General features: G+C 73.2%; 15 protein-coding genes. 11 read left to right on the top strand and 4 right to left on the bottom strand.

Annotation, left to right across the window (positions count from 1 at the left end):
- Nucleotides 1-40: 40 nt before the first annotated feature.
- Nucleotides 41-1,897: a DUF6350 family protein gene (locus ACIQAK_RS31875; RefSeq protein ID WP_366390930.1), complete on the top strand. Its 1,857-nt coding sequence runs from the start codon at nt 41-43 to the stop codon at nt 1,895-1,897.
- On the opposite strand, the gene ACIQAK_RS31870 is transcribed toward ACIQAK_RS31875, so the two are convergent.
- Complete coding sequence (locus ACIQAK_RS31870; protein ID WP_366390889.1) at nt 1,887-2,810, bottom strand: hypothetical protein; 924 nt, start codon at nt 2,808-2,810, stop codon at nt 1,887-1,889. The genes ACIQAK_RS31875 and ACIQAK_RS31870 overlap by 11 nt on opposite strands.
- A 263-nt stretch (nt 2,811-3,073) precedes the next feature.
- Between ACIQAK_RS31870 and purN the strand changes: the two genes are divergently transcribed.
- From purN to ACIQAK_RS31855, 3 genes are all read left to right on the top strand, one after another.
- On the top strand, nt 3,074-3,730 hold the full coding sequence (gene purN / locus ACIQAK_RS31865; RefSeq protein WP_366390890.1) for a phosphoribosylglycinamide formyltransferase: 657 nt from the start codon (nt 3,074-3,076) through the stop codon (nt 3,728-3,730).
- Nucleotides 3,717-5,270, top strand: coding sequence for a bifunctional phosphoribosylaminoimidazolecarboxamide formyltransferase/IMP cyclohydrolase (gene purH / locus ACIQAK_RS31860; protein WP_366390891.1), 1,554 nt, complete (start codon nt 3,717-3,719; stop codon nt 5,268-5,270). Before purN ends, purH begins: the two co-directional genes overlap by 14 nt.
- A gap of 367 nt (nt 5,271-5,637) precedes the next feature.
- Nucleotides 5,638-7,164, top strand: a complete 1,527-nt coding sequence (locus tag ACIQAK_RS31855; RefSeq protein ID WP_366390892.1) for a DUF2079 domain-containing protein — start codon at nt 5,638-5,640, stop codon at nt 7,162-7,164.
- 106 nt (nt 7,165-7,270) lie between these two features.
- Here the strand turns inward: ACIQAK_RS31855 and ACIQAK_RS31850 are convergent, their stop codons facing one another.
- Nucleotides 7,271-7,915 carry an RDD family protein gene (locus ACIQAK_RS31850; RefSeq protein WP_366390893.1) on the bottom strand — a complete coding sequence of 215 codons (645 nt, stop codon included), beginning with the start codon at nt 7,913-7,915 and terminating at the stop codon, nt 7,271-7,273.
- A 218-nt stretch (nt 7,916-8,133) separates the two neighbouring features.
- Between ACIQAK_RS31850 and ACIQAK_RS31845 the strand changes: the two genes are divergently transcribed.
- The 4 genes from ACIQAK_RS31845 to ACIQAK_RS31830 all read left to right on the top strand — a co-directional run bounded on the left by ACIQAK_RS31845 (nt 8,134) and on the right by ACIQAK_RS31830 (nt 12,621).
- A complete protein-coding gene (locus ACIQAK_RS31845) occupies nt 8,134-9,015 on the top strand; it encodes a bifunctional methylenetetrahydrofolate dehydrogenase/methenyltetrahydrofolate cyclohydrolase (RefSeq protein WP_366390894.1) in 882 nt (293 codons plus the stop codon).
- A 23-nt stretch (nt 9,016-9,038) separates the two neighbouring features.
- Nucleotides 9,039-9,773 carry a DUF3017 domain-containing protein gene (locus ACIQAK_RS31840; protein ID WP_366390895.1) on the top strand — a complete coding sequence of 245 codons (735 nt, stop codon included), beginning with the start codon at nt 9,039-9,041 and terminating at the stop codon, nt 9,771-9,773.
- Between the two features lie 385 nt (nt 9,774-10,158).
- Nucleotides 10,159-11,385, top strand: a complete 1,227-nt coding sequence (locus ACIQAK_RS31835) for a DUF2690 domain-containing protein (RefSeq protein ID WP_366390896.1) — start codon at nt 10,159-10,161, stop codon at nt 11,383-11,385.
- Nucleotides 11,386-11,631: 246 nt separating this feature from the next.
- Complete coding sequence (locus ACIQAK_RS31830) at nt 11,632-12,621, top strand: malate dehydrogenase (protein WP_366390897.1); 990 nt, start codon at nt 11,632-11,634, stop codon at nt 12,619-12,621.
- Between the two features lie 128 nt (nt 12,622-12,749).
- On the opposite strand, the gene ACIQAK_RS31825 is transcribed toward ACIQAK_RS31830, so the two are convergent.
- Entirely contained in the window at nt 12,750-13,280 is a 531-nt protein-coding gene (locus tag ACIQAK_RS31825) for a carboxymuconolactone decarboxylase family protein (RefSeq protein ID WP_366390898.1), read from the bottom strand.
- Nucleotides 13,281-13,327: 47 nt separating this feature from the next.
- Here ACIQAK_RS31825 and ACIQAK_RS31820 point away from each other — a divergent pair, with 47 nt between their 5' ends.
- From ACIQAK_RS31820 to ACIQAK_RS31810, 3 genes are all read left to right on the top strand, one after another.
- On the top strand, nt 13,328-14,728 hold the full coding sequence (locus ACIQAK_RS31820; RefSeq protein WP_366390899.1) for a PLP-dependent aminotransferase family protein: 1,401 nt from the start codon (nt 13,328-13,330) through the stop codon (nt 14,726-14,728).
- Between the two features lie 126 nt (nt 14,729-14,854).
- On the top strand, nt 14,855-15,127 hold the full coding sequence (locus ACIQAK_RS31815) for a hypothetical protein (RefSeq protein ID WP_366390900.1): 273 nt from the start codon (nt 14,855-14,857) through the stop codon (nt 15,125-15,127).
- A gap of 5 nt (nt 15,128-15,132) precedes the next feature.
- A complete protein-coding gene (locus tag ACIQAK_RS31810) occupies nt 15,133-16,320 on the top strand; it encodes a glutathionylspermidine synthase family protein (RefSeq protein WP_366390901.1) in 1,188 nt (395 codons plus the stop codon).
- Nucleotides 16,321-16,403: 83 nt separating this feature from the next.
- On the opposite strand, the gene rocD is transcribed toward ACIQAK_RS31810, so the two are convergent.
- Nucleotides 16,404-17,609: an ornithine--oxo-acid transaminase gene (rocD, locus tag ACIQAK_RS31805; protein WP_366390902.1), complete on the bottom strand. Its 1,206-nt coding sequence runs from the start codon at nt 17,607-17,609 to the stop codon at nt 16,404-16,406.
- Nucleotides 17,610-17,734 lie beyond the last annotated feature (125 nt).

The raw sequence follows: 17,734 nt of genomic DNA, 5'->3' as shown, positions 1-17,734 counted from the left end.
ATAAGCGCGTGTCGTTGGCAGCATGGGCGGCGTGACCCAAATGACCGAACGCGGCTCGATGTTGCCGTCCGAGCGGACCAGGACCCTCGCCCTGGCCTCCGCCTTTCTGCGGGGTGGCGCGGCCGCCGGGCTGGGTCTCGGCTCGCTGGCGGTGCTGGTGACGTTGCTCTGGATCAGCTCCCCGTACCCGGACAGCGGAGCGGGCGGCGCGCTGCGCGCGGCGGCCGGGGTCTGGCTGCTCGCGCACGGTGCCGAACTCGTCCGGCCCGACACCCTCAGCGGCGTGCCGGCTCCGGTCGGCGTGGTTCCGCTGCTCCTCGCGGCGGGTCCCGTCTGGCTGGCCCACCGGGCGGCGCGCGATGCGGCGGAGCCGGATGAGGGACTGCCGAGCCCTCCGCGGGCCGGTGCGTTCTGCGCGGTGACCGCGGGATACCTGCTGGTCGCGGCGGGGGCGGCGGCCTACGCACGGGGCGGGTCGCTGCGCGTCGTCCCGGAGACGCTGGCGTTCCCGGTGGCGCTGGTGGTGGCCGGTTCGGCGGCGGCCGGGGTGTGGACGGCGGCCGGGCGCCCGCTCGGAGCGTTGCCGTCCTGGTCACCCCTGGTACTCCAGGAGGCCGTCGCGCGGACCCTCTTCCGCGACCGGGCCGGGGCCGTGTGCCGGGCCGCCGCGTTGGGGGCGGCGACGCTGCTCGGCGGCGGCGCGCTCCTGGTGGCGGTGGCCCTGGGGCGGAACGCTGCGGCGGCACAGAATTCCTTCCTGGCGCTCTCCGGGGACTGGTCGGGGCGGTTCGCCGTGCTCCTGCTCGCCGCGTCGCTGGTGCCGAACGCCGCGCTGTGGGGTGCTTCGTACGGACTCGGCCCCGGCTTCGCGCTCGGTACGGGGGCCACCGCCACCCCCCTCGGCCTCGCCGGGGACCCCGCCGTGCCCCACTTCCCGCTGCTGGCGGCGCTGCCGGCCGAGGGCCCGGCCTCCCCGCTGAACTGGGCGGCCTTCGCAGTGCCGGTCGTGGCCGCGCTCACGGTCGCCTGGTGCGCGGTGAGCCGGGCGGCCCCGGCCGACGCTCCCCGCGCGCGGGCCTGGAGCGCGCGCGGGACGGCGCTGGTCACCGGCCTCGCCGCGCTCGGGTGCGGAGCCCTGACGGCACTGCTCACGGCGGTGGCGGGCGGGCCGCTGGGTACCGGGGCGCTCAGCGCGTTCGGGCCCGTGTGGTGGCTGACCGGGCCGGCGGCGCTGGTCTGGACGGCGGCCATCGGCGTACCGGCGGCCCTGCTCCTGCGGGTGTGGCGGCTGCGCGAACCGGACTGGGCCTGGCGCCGGGACGTACCGGAAGCGGGCGGCACGGAGGAGGCCCCCGTCGAGGCCAAGCCCGTCCGGCAGCAACCGGAACGCGGGCCCGGCCCCGCGCCGGAGGAAACGGCCACCGACCGGCCACGGCGCCACTGGTGGGCGCCGTGGCGCAAGCGCGGGTCGGGCGAGGGAGCCGTGGAGGAAGGCCAGGCGGCTGCCGCGGGGGCGGCCCCGGCCGGCGCTGCGGCCACGGACGAGGCGGGCTTCGAGCCGTACGACTTCCTGCCCACCGACCCCTGGCACGGGAAGGAGCCGGCCGACCCCTGGCACGGGAAGGAGCCGGCCGACCCCTGGCACGAGAAAGAGGCGACCGACCCCTGGCACGAGAAAGAGGCGACCGACCCCTGGCACGAGAAAGAGGCGACCGACCCCTGGCACGAGAAAGAGGCGAGGGAGGCCCGGTGGGCCTCCCTCAAGCAGGGTTCCGGCGGACTGATGGCCGAGTTCCCCGCCCGCGTCCCGGCCGCCCTGCGCTCCGACGAGGCGCCGGCGAAGCCCGCCGACGGCACCTCCGCCGGCGCGGAGGAGGGCCGGGGCGCTACTCCTTGACGCCGAAGAGCGGTTCCAGCGGCTTCGGCAGCTGGTCGTTGCAGGACAGCGCGCCGGTCTTGGTCAGGGCGTCGTTCACGCAGGTGTAGTAGTCGCGGTAGACGAGCTGCACGGTGAACGTCGTGATCACGATGATCAGGGCCAGCAGGGCGGTCACCAGACCACTGATCGCCGCCGTGGTCTGCGGGCGGCCGTTGCCCTGGGGCGCGGTCGCCGCCGGGGAGGCGCCACCGTCACCCGCGGCGCGCACTCCGCCGCCGGTGGCCGTCGCCCCGCCGCCGACCGCCGTACGGTCCGGCGCGGCCGGGTTCCTCGGCTTGCCGCGCAGCGAGCTGACGGCCCAGTACACGGAGAGCGCGCCCAGCAGCAGGGCGATCTCCGGGAAGTCGAAGAGCGCGAAGAAGAAGGCCCACATACCGCCGAGCACCGCGTAGCGGGCGCGCCGCTGCACGGGGTCGGTGGGGTCCCAGCGCAGTCCGCCGGGGCCGCCGTCGGGTCCGCCCTTGCCGCCCGTGCCGTTCGGGCCCGAGCGGCCGCCGAAGCCACCGCCGCCCCGGCCGGGCTGCTTGCTGCTCCACTGGCTGCCCCAGGACGGGCGGCCACCGGAGCCCTCGTCCCCGTTCTCGCCGGAACCGGAGGCGGACGAACCCGACGGGTGGCGCGGCTGCCACGGCTGGTCCGGCCGACCGGCCGGCGGCGGGGCGAACGGATTGTCGTCGGCCGGCTTCGCGGGAGGTGCGTCCGGCGACGAGGGGGAGCCGGAGGAACCGGAGGAACCCGAGCCGGAGGGGCCGGAGGCGGGTGAGGAGCCCGAGGGGGAGTCCGGCGAGGAGGAGTGGCGATCCCGCGTCAGCAGAGCGGCCCGCGCGGGCAACGGGAGGCGGAAGGCGGTGCGACGGCGTCGGTCCGGCATGTGGTGAACGTCTTCCCCATCTCGTCATGTCCGTCCGAAGGACGGTTCGTCCGCCCGGTGGACGGCTCGCTGTCCCCTGACGCTACCTCCCGGCCCGGCCCCCGTCCCGTGGGGGCCGCCGGGTGTGCCGGTATCGTTGCTGACGGTCGGCCCGTTCGTAGGGTTCCCCGTATCGGGCGGGGCGATTCTTTCGTACGACCCTACAAAGAGCACCTCCGCACCTGCGTCACCACGCGTTCACCCACGCGAGAAAGGGCCCAGACGTGGCCTCCCCGCCTCCCTCCGTCCCTCCCGCCCGGCTGGTCGTGCTGGTCTCCGGATCCGGTACGAACCTCCAGGCCCTGCTCGACGCCATCGGCGACGACCCGGCGGCGTACGGAGCGCGGATCGTCGCGGTCGGAGCGGACCGCGACGGGACCGGCGGGGCCGAGCGGGCCGAGCGCGCCGGAATCCCCACGTTCGTGTGCAAGCTCAAGGACCACGCGACCCGTGCCGAATGGGACGCGGCGCTCACCGCGGCCGTCACCGAGCACCGCCCGGACCTCGTCGTCTCCGCCGGTTTCATGAAGATCGTGGGCCCCGTGTTCCTCGCCGCCTTCGGCGGCCGGACCGTCAACACCCACCCCGCTCTGCTGCCCAGCTTCCCCGGCGCCCACGGAGTGCGTGACGCACTCGCGTACGGCGTCAAGGTCACGGGCTGCACCGTCCACTTCGTCGACGACGGTGTCGACACCGGTCCGATCATCGCGCAGGGCGTGGTCAAGGTGACCGAGGCGGACACCCCGGAGGGCGAAGCCGCCCTCCACGAACGCATCAAGGAAGTCGAGCGCACACTGCTCGTCGAGGCCGTGGGGCGGATCGCCCGTGACGGCCATCGCATTGAGGGACGAAAGGTTCATCTCGGTCATGTCGGTGAATAAGCCCATCCGCCGCGCCCTGGTCAGTGTCTACGACAAGACGGGGCTCGAAGACCTCGCCCGCGGTCTGCACGAGGCGGGCGTCGAGCTCGTCTCCACCGGTTCCACCGCCGGGAGGATCGCCGCCGCCGGCGTGCCGGTCACCAAGGTCGAGGAGCTCACCGGCTTCCCCGAGTGCCTGGACGGCCGCGTCAAGACGCTGCACCCCCGCGTCCACGCCGGCATCCTCGCCGACCTGCGCCTGGACGCCCACCGCGAGCAGCTCGCCGAGCTCGGGGTCGAGCCCTTCGACCTGGTGGTGGTCAACCTCTACCCGTTCGAGGAGACCGTCGCCTCCGGTGCCTTCGACGACGAGTGCGTCGAGCAGATCGACATCGGCGGCCCCTCCATGGTCCGCGCCGCCGCCAAGAACCACCCCTCCGTCGCCGTGGTGACCAGCCCCGAGCGGTACGCGGACGTCCTCGCCGCCGTGCGGGCCGGCGGCTTCGACCTCACCGCCCGCAAGCGGCTGGCCGCCGAGGCGTTCCGGCACACCGCCGCCTACGACGTGGCCGTCGCCTCCTGGTTCGCCGACGGCTACGCGGCCGCCGACGACTCGGGCCTCCCCGAGTTCCTCGGCGACGCCCTCACGCGCAAGAACGTCCTGCGCTACGGCGAGAACCCGCACCAGCCCGCCGCCCTCTACACCTCGGGCACCGGCGGTCTGGCCGAGGCGGAGCAGCTGCACGGCAAGGAGATGTCGTACAACAACTACACGGACACCGACGCCGCGCGCCGGGCCGCGTACGACCACGCCGAGCCGTGCGTGGCGATCATCAAGCACGCCAACCCGTGCGGCATCGCCATCGCCGACGATGTCGCCGAGGCGCACCGCAAGGCCCATGCCTGCGACCCGCTCTCGGCCTTCGGCGGGGTCATCGCCGTCAACCGCCCGGTGACGGTCGCGCTGGCCGAGCAGGTCGCGGAGATCTTCACCGAGGTCATCGTCGCCCCGGCGTACGAGGACGGCGCGGTAGAGGTGCTGGCCCGCAAGAAGAACATCCGCGTGCTGCGCGCCCCCGGGGCCCCGGCCGCCGAGACCGAGGTCAAGCCCATCGACGGCGGGGCGCTGCTCCAGGTCACCGACCGCCTCCAGGCCGAGGGCGACGACCCGGCGGGCTGGACGCTCGCCACGGGTGAGGCGCTGTCCGAGGCGGAGCTGAAGGAGCTGGCCTTCGCCTGGAAGGCGTGCCGCGCGGTCAAGTCCAACGCGATCCTGCTCGCCAAGGACGGCGCCTCGCTCGGCGTCGGCATGGGCCAGGTCAACCGGGTCGACTCCGCCAAGCTCGCCGTCGAGCGGGCGGGCGCGGAGCGGGCGGCCGGTGCGTACGCCGCGTCCGACGCCTTCTTCCCGTTCCCCGACGGCCTGGAGATCCTGACCGCCGCCGGTATCAAGGCGGTCGCCCAGCCCGGCGGTTCCGTCCGCGACGAGCTGGTGATCGAGGCGGCGAAGAAGGCGGGCGTCACGATGTACTTCACCGGGACGCGCCACTTCTTCCACTGACCTGACCTGACCTGACCTGACCTGACCTGACCTGACCTGACCTGACCTGACCGGACCGGACCGGACCCGACCGGACCGGACCGGACCGGACCGGACCGGACCGGACCCGACCGGACCGGACCCGACCGGACCGGACCCGACCGGACCGGACCGGACCCGACCGGACCGGACCGGACCCGACCGGACCGGACCCGACCGGACTCGACCGACCTGACCCGCACTCCGCAGGCCGCACCCCCACGCGCGACGGGGTGCGGCCTCGGTCGCGTCCGCCACGTCCGTCGTACGGAACGGTTTGGCCGCTCTGTTCTAATGAACGGCCGTATCCGATGAACGGCCGTAGCAATCCCTAGCGGGGGCAGTCACCGTGCTTGAGCTCAACAAGAGTGGAACGGACCGGCCGGGTCCGGGACGCCTGCCCGCCCAGCGGCCGGGGCCGCGGACCCGCCCGGTGGCCGGCTCGCCGGACACGGAGACCACCGCCGCCGAACGCGTACCCCTGCGGCCGTACCTGATCGCCGCCGCGATCCTGTGCGCCCTCTACTTCCTCTACTCCCACCTCCAGTACAGCCGGTTCGGCTCGCCCTCCTGGGACCTCGGGATCTTCGAGCAGGAGGTACGGGCGTACGCCGGCCTCGGAGCCCCGATCGTCGACATCAAGGGTCCCGGCTATCTGATCCTCGGCGACCACTTCTCCCCCATCGTCGCGCTGCTGGCCCCGCTGTACTGGCTCTGGCCCTCGGCCGAGTCCCTGCTCCTCGCGCAGGCCGCGTTCTTCGCGCTCGGCGCGGTCATCGTCGGCCGCACCACCCAGCAGCTGCTCGGCGGCCGCTCCGGGCTCTGCGTCACCGTCGCGTACGGCCTCTCCTGGGGCATCCAGGAAGCGGTGAAGTCCGACTTCCACGAGATCGCCTTCGCGGTCCCGCTGCTCGCCCTCGTCTGCCGGGCGCTGCTCCTGGAGCGGTGGACGGCCGCCGTGCTCTGGTCGCTGCCCCTGGTCCTGGTCAAGGAGGACCTCGGCGCCACCGTCGCCGTCGTCGGCTTCCTGCTGTTCGTGTACGGGCGCCGCCTCCAGGGCGCGCTGCTCGCCGCGTTCGGGGTGGCCGCCTTCGTGGTCACCCTCATGGTGCTGATCCCGGCGGCCAGCAGCGCGGGGACGTACGACTACTGGCAGAAGATCGACAAGAAGGGCGAGCAGGACGTCTCGCTGCTGGACTCGGTCCTCGGCGTCCTGAACTCCTCCGTCAAGATCGAGATGCTGGTCTTCCTGATCGGCGTCACCGCGTTCATGGCGCTGCGCTCCCCCCTGACGCTGCTGATCGTCCCCACCCTCGGCTGGCGTCTGCTGTCGCAGGACAGCAACCACTGGGGCATGGTCTGGCACTACAGCGCGATCCTGATGCCGGTGCTCTTCCTGGCGATGGCCGACGGCGTCCGCCGCAGCCGCGCCTCGCACCACCCCTGGCTCGTCTCGTACGCGAAGGCCGCCGTCCCCGTCGCCACCGCGATCGCCGTCGCCATGACCCAGCACCTGCCGCTACGCGACCTGCTGCGCCCGGAGTCCTACCGCACCGACGCCCGCACCGAAGCGGCCCGGGCGGCGATCGAGGCCATCCCGGCCGGGTCGCGGGTCGAGACGGACATCACGCTCATGGCGCATCTCACCTCCGACCGGACCGTCTACTGGATCGGCGGCGCCCCGGGCACCGCGCCCGACATCGTCGCCATCAACCTGGACTTCGGCTGGTCGCGGCCGATCCAGGACCCGGTGGCGTACGCCCGGCAGCTCCACCCCGAGGCCCGGTACCGGCTCAAGCACCGGGGCGGCAGCTTCGTGGTGATGGAGCGTACGACGCCGGAGCCGGCCGACATCCCGGGCGTACGGGGGGACTGAGCGCGGCGCCGGGCCCGTACCGGGAAGGGGCGCGGCCCCGGTCCCCTACGAGCGAAGGCCGCGCCCGGTGGTGCGGGCGCGGCCTTCGTGACCGGTGGTGCGGGCGTCAGCCGGCCTTGACGACCACCGACGAGCAGACCTTGTCCGCGAACGTCTGCTTCTTCTGGTCCCACAGCGGCCACAGCCAGCCGATGTAGCAGGCGAGGCTGTCCAGGAAGTGGGCCAGGCGGCGCACGAAGGCCATGCCGAAGCCCAGCGGACGGCCGTCGGCCTCGCGCAGCAGGCGGATGCCCACGGCCTTCTTGCCGATCGTCTGGCCGGTGGTGCCTTCCTTGTACAGCTGCCAGAGGGAGAGGCCGATCATCAGCAGCACACCGATCATTGCCATGACGCCACCCGCCGCGTCGCCCATGGAGCCGCCGATGCCGACGAAGACGAGGTACGGCACACCGATGATGAGCCCGTCGATGATCATGCCGCCAGCCCGCAGCCCCCAGTGCGCCAGCTCCGGCATGCCGCCGCCGTAACCCGGCTGCTGCGGATAGCCGCCGCCGTAGGGCTGGCCGGGCTGCTGCGGATACCCCTGCGGCGGCGGGTACCCCGACTGCTGCTGCGGGTAGCCGTAGCCCTGCTGCGGAACACCCTGCGGAGCCTGCTGCGGGTAGCCGTAGCCCGGCTGACCCTGCGGCGGGCCCTGGGGAGGCTGGCCGGGCTGCTGCCCGTACGGGTTGTTGGGGTCGCCGAAGCTCATAAGGGGTGTTCCTTCAACAGACGTGTGGGGACGGATGGCCACACGGAGGAAGGACGATGTCAGCGGCCCACCCCCCGTACAACCGCGGCCTTCATCGTTATAAGCGCGACCCGCGTTTGTCCAGTCCGGGACGTGGGACGTTGTGCAAGTGCAATCTCGGCCACAGCTGGGGCACAGGCAATTGGTATGCGGGCGGGGTCATCCGCGAGGATGGGTCCATGACTGCCCAGATTCTCGATGGCAAGGCCACCGCTGCCGCGATCAAATCCGATCTGACCGTCCGTGTGGCGGCCCTCAAGGCGCAGGGGATCACTCCCGGCCTCGGCACCCTGCTCGTCGGGGACGACCCGGGCAGCCGCTGGTACGTCAAGGGCAAGCACCGCGACTGTGCCGAGGTCGGCATCGGCTCCATCCAGCGCGAACTCCCCGACACCGCCACCCAGGAGGAGATCGAGGACGTCGTACGGGAGCTCAACGCCGACCCGGAGTGCACGGGTTACATCGTGCAGCTGCCGCTGCCCAAGGGCATCGACACCAACCGTGTCCTGGAGCTGATGGACCCGGAGAAGGACGCCGACGGGCTGCACCCGATGAGCCTCGGCCGCCTCGTCCTCAACGAGACCGGCCCGCTGCCCTGCACCCCGCAGGGCGTCGTCCAGCTGCTGCGCGCGCACGGCGTGGAGATCAACGGGGCGCACGTCGTGGTCGTCGGACGCGGTGTCACCATCGGCCGGTCGATCCCGCTGCTGCTGACCCGCAAGTCGGAGAACGCCACGGTGACTCAGTGCCACACCGGCACCCGGGACCTCTCCTCCCACCTGCGGCAGGCCGACATCATCGTGGCCGCCGCCGGCGTGCAGCACCTGATCAGGCCCGAGGACGTCAAGCCGGGCGCGGCCGTGCTCGATGTCGGCGTCAGCCGGGACGAGAACGGCAAGATCGTCGGCGATGTGCACCCCGGGGTCCGCGAGGTGGCGGCCTGGGTCGCCCCGAACCCCGGCGGTGTCGGCCCGATGACCCGCGCCCAGCTGCTGGTCAACGTGGTCGAGGCGGCCGAGCGGACCGCAGCCGAGGCCGCCGACGCGGCTGCCGCGGGCTGACGGCCGGATCCGGAGGGAACCCCATGGGTGCTGGTACGAGTCCGGCCGACCCCGCCTCGGCGGGCCGGTCGGCCGAGGCGGGGCCGGCTTCCGCCGCGGCGGGCCCGGCTTCCGCCTCGGCGGGCCCGGCAGTCGGCGGACCGGATTCCGTCGCGGCGGGCCCGGCAGTCGGCGGACCGGATTCCGTCGCGGCGGGCGGCGCCCCGGCGGCCCGGGACGCGGAGCCGGGCGAGGCCGCGGCCGGGCGCGGGGAACCGGGCTCCGGCCCGGCCGAAGGCGTGAGCGCGGACGGGCTCCGGGCCGGAGAGCCGGGCGGCGGCTCCACCGGCACCGCTCCGGACGGCGAGGCACCCGTGCCCCGCAGGTCCCGGCGGTTCCCCCTGTTCACACGGGACACCGCCCGCCCCGAAGGCGGCGGCCGGGCCGCATCGGGCGACGCGCCCGCTCCGGCCCGGCAGTGGCCGTTGCTCACCGTGCTCTGCGCGGCGGGCGCCGGGCTGCTGGTCGTTGCCCTGGACCCGTTCGCCGAGGCGTTCCGCATCGGCACCATCCTGATCGGCGCGGCCCTGATCGCCGGAGCGGTGCTGCGCTGGGTGGTGCCGTTGGTCGGCATGCTCGCGGTGCGGTCCCGCTTCACCGACCTGGTGACGTACGGGCTGATGGGCACCCTGATCGTGCTGCTCGCGCTGGTCGCCCAGCCGGAGCCATGGCTCGACGTCCCCATCCTGGAGGACGCGGTCCGCTTCACGATCCGCTAGATCGGCAGGCCCCTCGGAGCCCGGGCGGACACCCGTCAAGAGGTGCCCGCCCGGGGTGCCCGTCCCCACCCCCGAGGAGGGACGGACGGCCGGTTCGGGGCTCCGGGGCGATGGGCCCCGGTGTACGGCGGAATGAGCGGCCTTGCCCCGTCCCGACTCAAGCGTCATGGACATGGAAGGCCGCTACAAGGTTCCCCTGTGGCCTGTGGCACGGAAGTGACCATTCCGGCACGGTGTGATCGCCGCGCAACGATGGCAGACTGGCACGGCGCGACGGACGGACAGCGGACCGGTCGGGGGGCGCACCGGCCGGTGGGACCGGCCGCGGCGGGGGCACAGGGAGCCCGTCCGGGGGATGCACCGGGGATACAAAGGGGGAGGCGCCATGCCTCGTTGGAAGGCACTGCCCGAAGAACTCGACCCGCAGATCAGGGAGTTCACCGGCCAGCTGCGCAGGCTCGTGGACCACAGCGGGCTGAACACCACCGCGGTGGCCGACCGCACGGGATTCAGCGAGACGTCCTGGGATCGATACCTGAACGGCCATCTGCTCCCCCCTCGTCGCGCCGTCGTGGCCCTCGCCGATGTGACGGGCACCCCGCAGCACCACCTCACGACCCTGTGGGAGCCGGCCGAGCGGGCCTGGAGGCGGGTCGAGATGCGCCATCACCTGGCGAACGAGACCATCCGCATCGGCCAGGCACGCGAGGCGCTCGGTACGACGGACCCGGCGGCGGGCGGCCGGAGCCGCCCCGGCACCGACACGTACGGCACCGATGCCCCCGGCACCGACGCGTACGGCACCAGTGCCCTCGGCACCGACATGTACGGCACCGACGCGTACGACATCGACACGTACGGCATCGACGCCCCCGGCACCGACACGTACGGCCCCAGTGCCCCCGGCACCGACACGTACGGCACCAACGCGTACGACATCGACACGTACGGCCCCGATGCCCCCGGCCCCGATGCCCCCGGCACCGGCGGGCGCGCCCCCTTCGTCCCCGCCCAGCGCGGAACCGCGCCCCCCGTCCCGCCGCAGCCGCGGGGCGGGCGGCGGGCGGACGCGAAGCGGAGCGGTGGCGGCGCTTCGGGGCGGTCCTCCGGCGGCCACAGCCAGGCGGGCAGGCTCGCCGTCGGTGCGGCCGGAGCCCTGATCGTGGTCGTCGGCGCACTGATGCTCGCGCCCAGCGGCGATGAGCCCGCCAAGGCCACCGCGCCGCCCCCGACAGCCGCCCCCACGACCGAGAAGGCCCCCTCCCAACCGCCGGCCGGCGTCGAGTGCCAGGGCGCCGACTGCGCCGGGCAGAACCCCGACGCGATGGGATGCGGCGGCGATCACGCCCGTACGGTCTCGACCGCCGAGGTCGGCGGCGCCCGGGTCGAGGTCCGGTACAGCGAGGTCTGCTCCGCCGCCTGGGCCCGGCTCACCGAGGCGGGCCTCGGCGACACCGTGACGATCACCGGGAGCGCGGCGGCGGACGGGCAGGACGGCGAGGTCATGGGTGCCACGGAGGCGTACACGCCGATGGTCGCGGTGCGGAAGGCGGCCGACGCGAAGGCCTGCGCGACGCTCACCTCCGGCACGAAGGGATGCACCACCTCCTAGCCCCGCTGCCCGGCACGCACCGCGCCCCGCGTCGCTGCCCGGCACGTACCGCGCCCCGCGTGCGGTGCGTGACCGGCTGTGTGCGGTGCCACAGGGGGGTGGGCGGCCCACCCCCGCCGGGTCCGATAGCCTGGCCGCCGGAAATCTCTTCACGTCAAGATTGGTCGGGCGCGAAGGGGTCTCCCGCACCAGGGTCCGGCACCAGGGGCCGGGACCCCCACCGCCAGCTGTCTAACGGAGACCGCCATGACCCGCACTCCCGTGAATGTCACCGTGACCGGCGCTGCCGGCCAGATCGGCTACGCGCTGCTCTTCCGCATCGCCTCCGGCCACCTGCTCGGCCCGGACGTGCCGGTCAACCTGCGCCTCCTGGAGATCCCGCAGGGCCTCAAGGCCGCCGAGGGCACCGCGATGGAGCTCGACGACTGCGCCTTCCCGCTGCTGCGCGGCATCGAGATCACCGACGACCCGAACGTCGGCTTCGCCGGTGCGAACGTGGCCCTGCTCGTCGGCGCCCGCCCGCGTACCAAGGGCATGGAGCGCGGCGACCTGCTCGCCGCCAACGGCGGCATCTTCAAGCCGCAGGGCAAGGCCATCAACGACAACGCCGCGGACGACATCAAGGTCCTCGTCGTCGGCAACCCGGCCAACACCAACGCGCTCATCGCGCAGGCCGCCGCCCCGGACGTACCGGCCGAACGCTTCACCGCGATGACCCGCCTGGACCACAACCGCGCGATCTCGCAGCTGGCCGCCAAGACCGGTGCCGCCGTCTCCGACATCAAGAAGCTGACGATCTGGGGCAACCACTCGGCCACCCAGTACCCGGACATCTTCCACGCGGAGATCGCCGGCAAGAACGCCGCCGAGACCGTCGACGACGAGGCGTGGCTGGCCGACACCTTCATCCCGACCGTCGCCAAGCGCGGCGCCGCGATCATCGAGGCCCGTGGCGCGTCCTCCGCCGCCTCGGCCGCCAACGCCGCCATCGACCACGTGTACACCTGGGTCAACGGCACCGCCGCCGGCGACTGGACCTCGATGGGCATCCCGTCGGACGGCTCCTACGGTGTCCCCGAGGGCATCATCTCCTCCTTCCCGGTCACCACGAAGGACGGGAAGTACGAGATCGTCCAGGGCCTGGACATCAACGAGTTCTCCCGTGCGCGCATCGACGCGTCGGTCAAGGAGCTCACCGAGGAGCGCGACGCGGTCCGCGAGCTCGGCCTGATCTGACCCGCACCCGCACCCCGTCGAGCGCCCCCGGCAGCACACGCCGCCGGGGGCGCTCGGCGTCCACGCCGCTCACCGCGGCCGCTGCGCCGCCTCGCGGGCCAGCGGCCGCCGAGCCGCCTCGCGGGCCGTCAGTGCTTGAGGTCGCCGGGCGTGTAGTGGCCCGGGACCTGGCGGGTGGCGACCCCGAAGCGGTTCCAGGCGTTGATCACCGTGATCGCGGCGATCAGCTGGGCCAGCTCGGTCTCCTCGAAGTGTGCGGCGGCCCGTGCGTACACGTCGTCCGGGACGAAACCGTCGGTCAGGACGGTGACGGCCTCGGTCAGCTCGATCGCCGCGATCTCCTTCTCCGTGTAGAAGTGCCGCGACTCGTCCCAGGCGCTCAGCTGGATGACCCGCTCGACGCTCTCGCCCGCGGCGAGGGCGTCCTTGGAGTGCATGTCCAGGCAGAGCGCGCACCGGTTCAGCTGCGAGGCCCGCACCTTCACCAGCTCCAGCAGCAGCGGGTCGAGCCCCTTCCGGGAGGCGGCGTCCAGCCGGACCATCGCCTTGTAGACCTCGGGGGCCAGCTGGGCCCACGGCATGCGGGCGGGGTGCTCGGGGGCGTACGGGGTGTCGGTGGCGTTGTGGGGGTGGGTGTGCGGTGCGGGTGTCGTCGTCATGGCATCGACGCTACGGGCCCGTTGGCGCACCGGTATGGTCCATTCCCATGACGGATTCCTGGGCCACTTTCGGCGCCGACCTGCACCTGGAACCGGTCGGCACGGGGCTGCGCAGCGGGCTGATGGAGGCCCTGCGGGAGGCGGTGCGCAGCGGGCGGCTGACCCCCGGCGCCCGGCTGCCGTCCTCCCGGGCGCTCGCCGCCGACCTGGGCATCGCCCGCAACACGGTCGCCGACGCCTACGCCGAACTGGTCGCCGAGGGCTGGCTCACCGCCCGGCAGGGCTCGGGGACCCGAGTCGCGCAACGGTCCGCGCCGCGCCGGGCGGACCCGGTGGCCACCCGCACCCGCCCGGCCCGCCGGCGTACCGGCCACAGCCTGAAGCCGGGCTCCCCGGACGTCTCCTCCTTCCCGCGCACCGCCTGGCTCCGGGCCGCCCGCAAGGCGCTCACCGCCGCGCCCGACGAGGCGTTCGACTACGGCGACCCGCGCGGACGCGCCGAACTGCGCACGGTGCTCGCCGAGTACCTGGCCCGCGCCCGGGGGGTCTACGCCGACCCGGAACGCATCGTGATCTGCTCCGGCTTCGTCCACGGGCTGACGCTGCTCGGCACGGTCCTGCGGCAGCGCCGGGTGCGGGACATCGCCGTCGAGTCGTACGGTCTCGACCTGCACCGCGACCTCCTCACCGGCGCCGGCCTCGCCACCCCCCGGCTGGCGCTGGACCCCCTCGGCTCACGGACCGGGGAGCTGGCCGCGATGCGCGGCACGGGGGCGGTCCTGCTCACCCCGGCACACCAGTTCCCCACCGGCGTACCGCTCCATCCGGACCGGCGGACCGCCGCCGTCGACTGGGCCCGCTCCACCGGGGGCCTGATCCTGGAGGACGACTACGACGGGGAGTTCCGGTACGACCGGCAGCCGGTCGGGGCGCTCCAGGGACTCGACCCCGAACGGGTCGTCCACCTCGGCACCGCCTCCAAGTCGCTCGCCCCCGGTCTGCGGCTCGGCTGGATGGTGCTGCCCCGGGGCCTGGTGGCGGAGGTCGTGGCGGCGAAGGGCAAGGCCGACTGGATGACCGGCACCGTCGAGCAGCTGACGCTCGCGGAGTTCATCGCCTCGGGGGCGTACGACCGGCATGTGCGCTCCATGCGGCTGCGCTACCGGCGCCGCCGCGACCAGCTCGTCGCGGCGCTCGCCGAACGCGCGCCGGGCGTCGAGGTCAGCGGCATCGCGGCCGGGCTGCACGCGGTCCTCGAACTCCCTCCGGGCACCGAGCGTTCGGTGATCCAGGCGGCGGCCTTCCAGGGCCTGGCGCTGGAAGGCCTGGCGAACTACCGGCACCCCGACGCCCCGGCCGGGCGCGACGCACTGGTGATCGGCTACGGGTCGCCGTCGGAGAGCGCGTGGGCGGGAGCGCTGGACGCGCTGTGCCGGGTGCTGCCGTAGGCGCCCCACGGAGCCGGGGTCCAGCCCACGGGTTTCGATCCTGCTGACCGGCGAACTAGTCTGACAAGTGGTCCGGCGGCGAACAGGGTGCCGGACCGTGTCACGTACCACGGGGGAGAACCGGACATGGCCGAACGGCGGTTGAGGTCGAGCACGGTCGTGCTCGGCGGGATGGGGTTGCTCGCCCTGACGATCACGTCCTGCGGATCGGAGCCCGACCGGCGCTGCGCCGACCGCTCGACCCAGAGGACCCTGCCGAACTCCGAGTGCCGCAGCGGCGGCAGCGGTTCGTACTACTACGGCGGCAAGAGCGGCGACGGCAAGGTCCAGGGCGGCAGCTTCGACAAGTCGGCGGTCGACCGGGGCGGCTTCGGCTGCACCAAGTCCGGCGGAGGCTGAGCCCGGTGGAGCGCCGCACCATCGAGCCGCGCCCCGGCTGGCAGCAGACCGTCGAGTCCCAGGGGCTCGTCTATCCGCTCACCCGCTACCCGGACGGTTCGCTGCGCCCCTACTGGGACGAGAGCGCCTACTACGTCTTCTCGCTGCCCGAGGTCGAGGCGCTGGAGGAGACCGTCGAGGAGCTGCACACGATGTGCCTGGCCGCCGCCGCGCACATCGTGGAGCGGGACCGCTTCGCCGACCTCGGCATCACCGACCCGCGACTGGCGTCCCTGGTCGCCGAGTCCTGGCGCCGCCGTGACGAACTGCCCTCCGTGTACGGGCGGTTCGACCTGCGCTACGACGGGAGTGGTCCGGCGAAGATGCTGGAGTACAACGCCGACACCCCGACCTCGCTGGTGGAGGCGGCCGGCCCGCAGTGGTTCTGGATGGAGGAGCGGTTCCCCGGCGCCGACCAGTGGAACTCCCTGCACGAGCGGCTGGTCGACGCCTGGAAGCGGCAGGCGCACCTGCTGCCGCCGGGTCCGCTGCACTTCGCGCACTCGGACGGCGACGAGCTGGGCGAGGACCTGATGACGGTCGCGTATCTGCGCGAGACCGCCCAGCAGGCCGGACTGGAGACCGAGGCGCTCTCCGTGGAGGAGATCGGCTGGGACCGGCTGAGCGGGCGCTTCGTCGACGACCGGTTCCGCTTCCTCCGCAGCTGCTTCAAGCTCTACCCGTGGGAGTGGCTGACCACGGACCGCTTCGCCCCGCAGGTGCTGGACACCCTCGACAACGGCGGCGGCTCCGGCACCACCTGCTGGATCGAGCCCGCCTGGAAGATGCTGCTCTCCAACAAGGCGCTGCTGGCGATCCTGTGGGAGCTCCACCCGGGCCACCCCCATCTGCTGCCCGCCTATCTCGACGGTCCCCGCGAGCTGGCCGGGCCCGACGGGACGGGGTACGTCTCCAAACCGCTGCTCGGCCGCGAGGGCGCCGGGGTCGACCTGTACGAACCCGGCTCCCCGGCCGTCCTGCGCGAGGAGCCGTGCTGCTACCAGGAGCTGGCGCCGCTGCCCGACTTCGACGGCAACCGGGTGGTGCTCGGCGCCTGGGTCGTCCAGGACGAGGCGGCCGGGCTCGGCATCCGGGAATCGGCGGGCCCGGTCACCGACGAGTACGCCCGCTTCCTGCCCCACATCATCCGCTGAGACCTGAGTCCTCTGAGACCTGAGTCCTCTGAGACCTGAGTCCTTTGCGACCTGAATCCTCCGAGACCTGAACCCTTTGAGATCTAACGGCTGAGCACCGTCCGCAGCCGGTCGAGCCCCCAGTCCAGGTCCTCCTTGCTGATCACCAGTGGCGGTGCGATGCGGATCGTCGAGCCGTGGGTGTCCTTCACCAGCACCCGCTCCTCCATCAGCCGCTCGGAGATCTGCCGGCCGGTGCCGAGGGCGGGCGCGATGTCGACGCCCGCCCACAGCCCCCGGCCGCGTACCGTCTCCACCGCGCCGCCGCCGGCCAGCAGCCCCAGCTCCCGGTGCAGATGGTCGCCCAGCTCGGCGGCGCGTTCCTGGTACTCGCCGGTCCGCAGCATCGCCATCACCTCCAGCGCCACCGCGCAGGCCAGCGGGTTCCCGCCGAAGGTGGAGCCGTGCTCGCCGGGCCGGAACACCCCGAGGACGTCCGCCGACGAGACGACGGCCGACACCGGGACCACCCCGCCGCCGAGCGCCTTGCCCAGCACGTACATGTCCGGCACCACGTCCTCGTGCTCGCACGCGAACGTCCTGCCGGTACGCCCGAGACCCGACTGGATCTCGTCCGCGATGAAGAGCACGTTCCGCTCCCGGGTCAGCTCCCGCACCCCGGGCAGATAGCCGGCCGGCGGCACCAGCACCCCGGCCTCCCCTTGGATCGGCTCGATCAGCACCGCCACGGTGTTCTCCGTCATCGCTTCGCGGAGGGCGGTGAGATCCCCGTACGGCACGATCTCGAACCCCGGGGTGTACGGGCCGTAGTCGGCCCTCGCCTCCGGGTCCGTGGAGAAGCTGATGATCGTCGTGGTGCGGCCGTGGAAGTTGTCCGAGGCCACGATGATCTTCGCCATCCCGTCCGGGACGCCCTTGACCCGGTAGCCCCACTTCCGGGCGGTCTTCACCGCCGTCTCCACCGCCTCCGCCCCGGTGTTCATGGGCAGCACCATCTCCATGGAGCAGAGCTCGGCCAGCCGCGTACAGAAGTCGGCGAACCGGTCGTGGTGGAACGCCCGGGAGGTCAGCGTCACCCGTTCCAACTGGGCCCTGGCCGCGTCGATCAGCCGGCGGTTGCCGTGGCCGAAGTTGAGCGCCGAGTACCCGGCGAGCAGATCGAGGTAGCGGCGCCCCTCGACATCGGTCATCCAGGCGCCCTGCGCCGAGGCCACGACGACCGGCAACGGATGGTAGTTGTGTGCGCTGTGCGCCTGGGCGGAGGCGATGGCGGTTTCCGTGGTCGACACGGGATCTCCGTTCGTCGTGCGGCGAGGGCGGGGGTGGTGCCCACTTTGTATCGTCGGTCGCGTCCGGCGCAGGGAAACCTTCACTCTGCGGCGCGCCCGCCCGCGCGCGCTCCCTCATGCTCCGC

Source organism: Streptomyces sp. NPDC088706, from assembly GCF_044752765.1.
GTDB lineage: Bacteria > Actinomycetota > Actinomycetes > Streptomycetales > Streptomycetaceae > Streptomyces.
Note: the sequence above shows the minus strand (reverse complement) of the source record. Positions and strands in the feature narration are given on the sequence as shown.

What these genes read in the sequence shown, in the direction of transcription:
- ACIQAK_RS31830 (WP_366390897.1), top strand. Translation starts at nt 11,632, where the DNA reads ATGACCCGCACTCCCGTGAATGTCACCGTGACCGGCGCTGCCGGCCAG.
- ACIQAK_RS31870 (WP_366390889.1), bottom strand. Translation starts at nt 2,810, where the DNA reads ATGCCGGACCGACGCCGTCGCACCGCCTTCCGCCTCCCGTTGCCCGCG.
- ACIQAK_RS31835 (WP_366390896.1), top strand. Translation starts at nt 10,159, where the DNA reads ATGCCTCGTTGGAAGGCACTGCCCGAAGAACTCGACCCGCAGATCAGG.
- ACIQAK_RS31815 (WP_366390900.1), top strand. Translation starts at nt 14,855, where the DNA reads ATGGCCGAACGGCGGTTGAGGTCGAGCACGGTCGTGCTCGGCGGGATG.
- ACIQAK_RS31840 (WP_366390895.1), top strand. Translation starts at nt 9,039, where the DNA reads ATGGGTGCTGGTACGAGTCCGGCCGACCCCGCCTCGGCGGGCCGGTCG.
- ACIQAK_RS31875 (WP_366390930.1), top strand. Translation starts at nt 41, where the DNA reads ATGACCGAACGCGGCTCGATGTTGCCGTCCGAGCGGACCAGGACCCTC.
- ACIQAK_RS31850 (WP_366390893.1), bottom strand. Translation starts at nt 7,915, where the DNA reads ATGAGCTTCGGCGACCCCAACAACCCGTACGGGCAGCAGCCCGGCCAG.
- purH (WP_366390891.1), top strand. Translation starts at nt 3,717, where the DNA reads ATGTCGGTGAATAAGCCCATCCGCCGCGCCCTGGTCAGTGTCTACGAC.
- ACIQAK_RS31825 (WP_366390898.1), bottom strand. Translation starts at nt 13,280, where the DNA reads ATGACGACGACACCCGCACCGCACACCCACCCCCACAACGCCACCGAC.
- ACIQAK_RS31845 (WP_366390894.1), top strand. Translation starts at nt 8,134, where the DNA reads ATGACTGCCCAGATTCTCGATGGCAAGGCCACCGCTGCCGCGATCAAA.
- ACIQAK_RS31820 (WP_366390899.1), top strand. Translation starts at nt 13,328, where the DNA reads ATGACGGATTCCTGGGCCACTTTCGGCGCCGACCTGCACCTGGAACCG.